We start from the raw sequence: 5,960 nt of genomic DNA, 5'->3' as shown, positions 1-5,960 counted from the left end.
AGATGTGTATCAGAGACAGGGGCGATGGCGGTGCGAAAGGCGCTCTCGACGTCCTGGCCGACGCTCTCGGCCGACGCGGCGGTGAAGGACAGCTTGGTGACCGGGGCGAGCAGCGGCGGGTGGTCCAGTTCCTGGAGCGCACCGCTGCCCCAGCGGGACTGCGGGGCCCGCCCGCCCAGCACGACCAGCGGAGAACCGTTGAAACGCGCGGTGGTGATGCCGCTGACGCCGTTGGTGACACCGGGGCCGGCGGTCAGCACCGCGAGCCCGGGCCTGCGGGTCAGCCGGGCGGTCGCCTCGGCGGCGAAGACGGCGCTCTGCTCGTGGCGCACGTCCACGATCGGCATCTTCTCGTGTACGGCGCCGTCGTACAGCGGGAAGACGTGCCCGCCGGAGAGGGTGAACATGGTCTCCACGCCGTAGGAACCGGCGACGGCGACGGCGACGTCGCCCGCGTGTCTCGATGCCTCCATGCGGCCGAACCTACCAGTGAGTCACATAGCGGGGACAGTCATCAGGCGAGCCCGTCCCGGAACGCGGCGGGGTCGAAACACCCTCCGAGGGCGGGGGAGAGCCCGGCCCTGGCGGCGTCGGCGAAAGCCGTGCGATCCAGTGCCCCGGCCCCCTCGGGCAGCGCCCCGGCGAGCGGCCGGGCGGCCAGCATCTCCAGGTCGGGGACGTTCATCCGCTCGGCGAGCCCCGGCTGCGCCGGCCAGGAGCCGATCACCACCCCGGCGGTCTCCAGCCCGCGGGCGGCCAGGGCCTCCAGCGTGAGCGCGGTGTGGTTGAGGGTGCCGAGCGAGGCCCGCGCGGTGATCAGCACCGGAGCGCGCAGCATCCGCGCGAGGTCGGCGATGGTCGCGCCGTCCTCGTCGAACCGGACCAGTAGCCCGCCCGCCCCCTCGACGATCACCAGCCGGTGCGTCTCGGCGAGTTCGAGGACGCGGTCGGCGACCATCCGCAGCGACACCGGGGGGAGCCCGGCCGCGCGGGCGGCGGCGGCCGGGGACAGCGGGTCGGGAAAGCGGGCCGGCTCGAACGTCGAGCGCACCCCGGTGAGCCGGATCACCTCGTCGAGGTCACCCGGCTCCGTGGCGCTCACCCCTGTCTGCGCGGGTTTGACCACCGCGACCGGGACGTCGCGCGCCAGCGCCAGCGCGGCCACCGCCGCGCTGACCACCGTCTTGCCGACGCCGGTGTCGGTGCCCGTGACGACCAGGATGCTCATCACGGCCTTCGCAGCCGGGTGACGAACTTGTACCGGTCGCCCCGGTACAGGGACTGCGCCCACTCCACCGGGTTGCCGTCGGCGTCGAAGGCGTGCCGGGTGAGCAGCAGCATCGGCAGCCCGACGTCCACCGCCAGCAACTGGGCGTCGTACGGCGTGGCCAGCACGGTCTCGATTATCTCCTCCGCGTCGGTGAGCCGGACGCTGTAGGCGTTGTGCAGGGTCTCATAGAGGGACGAGTGGCCTTCGAGCTCCCGGCGCAGCCGGGGGAACCTGCGCGCCGACAGATGGGTCGTGTCCACCGACATCGGTTCGCCGTTCGCCAGCCGGAGCCGGTGGATGCGCAGCACCCGCCCACCGGGGTTGATGGCCAGCCGCCGCGCGAGCGTCTCGTCGGCGCTCACGTAACTGATGTCGAGGATCTTGGTGTCCGGTTCCAGGCCGACCGTGCGCAGGTCACCGGTGTAGGACGTGAGCTGGAGCACCTGGGCGACCTTGGGCTGCGCGACGAAGGTCCCCTTGCCCTGGATGCGGAGCAGCCGCCCTTCGACCACCAGCTCGGTCAGCGCCTGCCGCACCGTGGTGCGGGAGGTGGCGAAGCGCAGCGCGAGCGTGCGCTCCGGCGGCAGGGCGCTGCCCGGCGACAGGCTCTTGGTCAGATCGAGCAGGCTCCGTTTCACGTCGTAGTACTTCGGAACCCGAGGGGAATCTTCTGTCACGCGTTCACCTTCAATTCGGACACGGCGGTGAGCGCGCGTTTGATCACCGCGAGATCATCGCAACCCAGATCGGCCCGTGCGGTCAACCGCAGACACGAACGGCCTTCTGGAACGGAGGGCGGCCGGAAGCATCCGGCGCGCACTCCGTGGTCCGCGCAGATCGCCACCGCCCGCAGCGCGACCTGCGGACGGCCCAGTACGACCGGCACGACCGCCCCCGCGGGCAGCCCGGGATCGGGCAGGCCGAGCCCGGTGACCATGGCGCCCAGCTCCCGGGCCATGGACCTGGCCCGGCCGGGGAGTTCGGGCGCGCCCTCCACGATCCGCACGGCGGCCAGCGCCGCGGCGGCGCACGCGGGCGCGAGGCCGGTGTCGAAGATGAACGGCCGCCCGGTGTCCACCAGCGCGTCGATCACCTCCGGCGGGCCGAGCACCGCGCCGCCCTGGGAGCCGAACGACTTCGACAGCGTGAGCGTGCGCACCACCCTGGGGTCGCCGGCCAGCCCGGCGGCGTGTACCGCGCCCCTGCCGCCCTCGCCCACCACGCCCATCGCGTGCGCCTCGTCCACCAGGAGCAGCGCGCTCTGCCGTACCGCCGCCGCGTGCAGCGCCGCGATCGGTGCGAGGTCGCCGTCCACGGAGAACACCGAGTCGGTGACCACCAGGGCGTGCTCCTCGTCGCGATCGGCCAGTGCCTTCTCCACGGCGGTGACGTCCTTGTGCGGCGTCACCACGACCCGGGCGCGCGACAGGCGGCAGGCGTCCACGATCGAGGCGTGGTTGCCCTCGTCGGACACCACCAGCGTGCCGCGGCCCGAAAGGACGGTGACCGCCGCCAGGTTGGCCAGATAGCCGGAGGAGAACACCAGCGCGGCGGGCGCGCCGGCGAACCTCCGCAACGCCTCTTCCAGCTCCGCGTGCAACGTGGTGGACCCGGTGACCAGCCGGGAGCCGGTGGAGCCGGTGCCCCAGGCGATGGCGGCCTCGGCCGCGGCCCGCGCCGGCCGCGGGTCCCTGGCGAGGCCCAGATAGTCGTTGGAGGCGACGTCGATCACAGGGTCGCCGGGGGCGCGGGGCCGCAGCGCGCGTTTGAGCCCCGCTGCCGCACGCGCGGCGGCGGCGTCCCTAAAACGCGCCAACGGGTCTGACCGGGTGGGGTGCATACCGCATTGTCGCAAGTACCGCGCGCGTGTTCGGCAACGGGTAGTGACATGGCGTGCGCGCGCCCGGTTTGGACCCGGAGCGCTACAGCACGCATGATGCACAGGTGCCGACACTCAGCGACCTCGCGGTCAGCCACACCGCACTCGACCACGCCGACCTGGACTGGATGCACTCGCTGGTCTCCGACTGGCAGCTGCTCGCCGACCTGTCCTTCGCGGACCTCATCCTGTGGGTGCCGCTGCGTGACGGGTCCGGCTGGATCGCGGTCGCGCAGATGCGCCCGACCACCGGGCCGACCGTCTACCACGACGACGTGGTGGGGTCGGTGGTGGCCAAGGGCGAGCGCCCGCTCATCGACACGGCCTGGGACGAGCGGCGGATCTGCCGCGAGGGCGACCCCGACTGGTCCAGCGGCGTGCCGGTGCGCGAGGAGACGATCCCGGTACGCCGGGCCGCCGTCGAGGGCGGCTACGCGGCCGAGGTGCCCGCCGGCAGCTTCGTCGGGGTGATCCAGCGCTCGACGAACCTCTCGTCGGCCCGTACGCCCTCCCGGCTGGAGCTGACGTACCTGCAAAGCGCCTCCGACCTGGCCCAGATGGTGGCCGAGGGCCGCTTCCCGTTCTCCGGCGACGAGCCGATCCTGGTGCGCTCGCCGCGCGTCGGCGACGGCCTGCTGCGGCTCGACCGCGCCGGCCGGGTCACCTACGCCTCGCCCAACGCCCTGTCGGCCTACCGCCGCCTCGGGCTCAACGCCGACCTGGTCGGGGCCGAGCTGGGCAAGGTCACGGCCGCCCTGTGCTACGGCGACGAGCCGGTGGACGAGTCACTGATGATCGTGGCGGCCGGGCGCGCGCCCCGGGAGACCGAGGTCGAGTCGGGCGGCACGATCGTGCAGTTGCGGGCCATCCCGCTGATCGTGGGCGGCGGCAGGATCGGCGCGCTGGTGCTCATCAGGGACGTCACCGAGCTGCGCAGGCGCGAGCGGGAGCTGATGACCAAGGACGCCACGATCCGCGAGATCCACCACCGGGTGAAGAACAACCTCCAGACCGTGGCCGCGCTGCTGCGCCTCCAGGCCAGGCGGCTTCAGGTGCGCGAGGGCCGGGAGGCCCTGGAGGAGGCGGTACGCCGGGTCGGCTCGATCGCCATCGTGCACGAGACGCTGTCGCACGCCCCCGAGGAGTTCGTCGACTTCGACGACATCGCCGACCGGGTGATCGCCATGACCGGGGAGGTCTCCTCGCCGGAGGCGCAGGTCACGCCGCGCCGGGAGGGCTCGTTCGGGGTGCTGCCCGCGGCGATCGCCACGCCGCTCGCGATGGTGCTCACCGAGCTGCTGCAAAACGCCATGCAGCACGGTTTCGCGCAGCAGAGCGGGCGGCTGTCGGTGGTGGTGTCGCGCGCGACCGAACGCCTGGACGTGCTGGTGGTGGACGACGGGAAGGGCCTGCCCGCCGACTTCGACCTGGAGAACTCGACCAGCCTGGGGCTACAGATCGTGCGCACGCTGGTGGTGAGCGAGCTGTCCGGGCGGCTGCGCGTGGAACCGCGCGAGGGCGGGGGCACCGAGGTCGGGCTGTCGTTGCCGCTGCCGGCGCCACCGAGCCAGTGAGCGTCAGGGACGGCCGGTCTGTGGGCCTTTGGGCGACCCCGTGTCACCCGGTGTGGGATCGCACACATATACTGCGTCCCCGAGTGGCAATCAAGTGCCACTCGGGGACGTAGAGAGGTTCGTATCGTCTTTCGCGATGTTCGAGATGGTGGCGTGTGCGGTCAGGGGGCCGGTCAGACGTTGGCGCGGGCACGGGCGGTACGCCGCTTGAGCGCGCGGCGCTCGTCCTCGCTGAGCCCGCCCCAGACACCGGCGTCCTGCCCGGAGGACAGCGCCCACTGAAGACAGGCCTCGGAGACCGGACACTGACGGCAGACCTGCTTGGCCTCTTCGATCTGCAGCAGAGCGGGCCCGGTGTTGCCGATGGGGAAGAACAACTCGGGGTCCACGTCACGGCAGGCAGCTACGTGGCGCCAGTCCATGCGGTCCACTCCTTCGTCAGGTGGAGCTCGGTCGGCTCCGGTCGTCTCATACTTTGTGAAGAGTTTCACTAACTCCCGCGAACGACCTCCCGGGCCATGGTGGGCACAGGATCGGCTGTTCAGTGATCGCCGGTGGGCGATTGGGCCGGGGTCTCTGGCTCAAACGTCCTACGTTCCGACGTCAACTTGAGATTGTCAGCCACGCTGAGTGCACGCAAGAGGTTTGGGGCGAAGTTTTGCTGGAAATAGCTGTCGGATGCGTCACACTGTGACGCAAAGTATCCACCTAGAGCAGAACTTGTAACGCGGCAGGGATGGACCGGTAGGTCACCTGCTCGCGTTCCCCAAGGTAGTCGCCGTCGAGCTGGAATGCCACAGGGCGCGACGCGGTGAGGGTGAACTCCGCCTCGTCATGGAGCTGGGTGAGGTGCCCGCCGCTGGGCAGCCGGTCCGGCTCTCCCACGATCTGGGGCGCGGTACGCAGGATCGCCGCCACTCCGAGCCGGCGCAGGCCCAGCAGATCGAGCCCGGTCTCGAAGCTCGCCCAGGGTGTCGGGCTGACCGGTTGGTCGCCGATGTAGGTCCACGGTGTGGTATTGCAGATGATCGCCAGGAACACCCCGTCCGCCTCGGGGATGCCCGGCCCGCGCAAAGTCATCGGGGGATTACGGCGATCTGTCATGAAATAGTGGCGCAGCATAGTGGTGACATAGCGGGCCGGGGTCGCCCGGAAACCCGCCCCGCGCAACCCCTCCACCGCTCGGATGACCTCGGCGTCGAACCCCATCCCCGAGCAGAACGTGAAGTACCTGCTC

Annotated in this window: 7 protein-coding genes; 1 reads left to right on the top strand and 6 read right to left on the bottom strand. The window is 71.3% G+C overall.

What is annotated here, in order from left to right:
- The 4 genes from C1I98_RS33785 to C1I98_RS33770 form a co-directional block, all read right to left on the bottom strand.
- On the bottom strand, positions 1 to 473 hold a 473-nt coding region (locus C1I98_RS33785), incomplete at its 3' end, for a thiamine pyrophosphate-binding protein (protein ID WP_267898101.1).
- A gap of 41 nt (positions 474 to 514) precedes the next feature.
- Positions 515 to 1,228 carry a dethiobiotin synthase gene (bioD, locus tag C1I98_RS33780; RefSeq protein WP_111171399.1) on the bottom strand — a complete coding sequence of 238 codons (714 nt, stop codon included), beginning with the start codon at positions 1,226 to 1,228 and terminating at the stop codon, positions 515 to 517.
- The gene (locus C1I98_RS33775) at positions 1,228 to 1,947 is read right to left on the bottom strand and encodes a GntR family transcriptional regulator (protein WP_111171398.1); all 720 of its coding nucleotides are present in this window, start codon (positions 1,945 to 1,947) and stop codon (positions 1,228 to 1,230) included. Before C1I98_RS33775 ends, bioD begins: the two co-directional genes overlap by 1 nt.
- Entirely contained in the window at positions 1,944 to 3,110 is a 1,167-nt protein-coding gene (locus tag C1I98_RS33770) for an 8-amino-7-oxononanoate synthase (RefSeq protein ID WP_111171397.1), read from the bottom strand. Before C1I98_RS33770 ends, C1I98_RS33775 begins: the two co-directional genes overlap by 4 nt.
- 104 nt (positions 3,111 to 3,214) lie before the next feature.
- Between C1I98_RS33770 and C1I98_RS33765 the strand changes: the two genes are divergently transcribed.
- Positions 3,215 to 4,723, top strand: coding sequence for a sensor histidine kinase (locus C1I98_RS33765; protein WP_111171396.1), 1,509 nt, complete (start codon positions 3,215 to 3,217; stop codon positions 4,721 to 4,723).
- Between the two features lie 173 nt (positions 4,724 to 4,896).
- Here the strand turns inward: C1I98_RS33765 and C1I98_RS33760 are convergent, their stop codons facing one another.
- A complete protein-coding gene (locus tag C1I98_RS33760; RefSeq protein ID WP_111171400.1) occupies positions 4,897 to 5,145 on the bottom strand; it encodes a WhiB family transcriptional regulator in 249 nt (82 codons plus the stop codon).
- 286 nt (positions 5,146 to 5,431) lie between these two features.
- On the bottom strand, positions 5,432 to 5,960 hold a 529-nt coding region (locus tag C1I98_RS33755), incomplete at its 5' end, for a diacylglycerol/lipid kinase family protein (protein ID WP_368773555.1).

The organism is Spongiactinospora gelatinilytica, assembly GCF_003236385.1.
Taxonomy (GTDB): Bacteria; Actinomycetota; Actinomycetes; order Streptosporangiales; family Streptosporangiaceae; genus Spongiactinospora; species Spongiactinospora gelatinilytica.
This window is presented reverse-complemented; position numbering and strand designations above follow the sequence as displayed.

Coding starts and splice junctions, on each gene's coding strand:
- C1I98_RS33760 (WP_111171400.1), bottom strand. CDS start 5,145: ATGGACTGGCGCCACGTAGCTGCCTGCCGTGACGTGGACCCCGAGTTG.
- C1I98_RS33770 (WP_111171397.1), bottom strand. CDS start 3,110: ATGCACCCCACCCGGTCAGACCCGTTGGCGCGTTTTAGGGACGCCGCC.
- bioD (WP_111171399.1), bottom strand. CDS start 1,228: ATGAGCATCCTGGTCGTCACGGGCACCGACACCGGCGTCGGCAAGACG.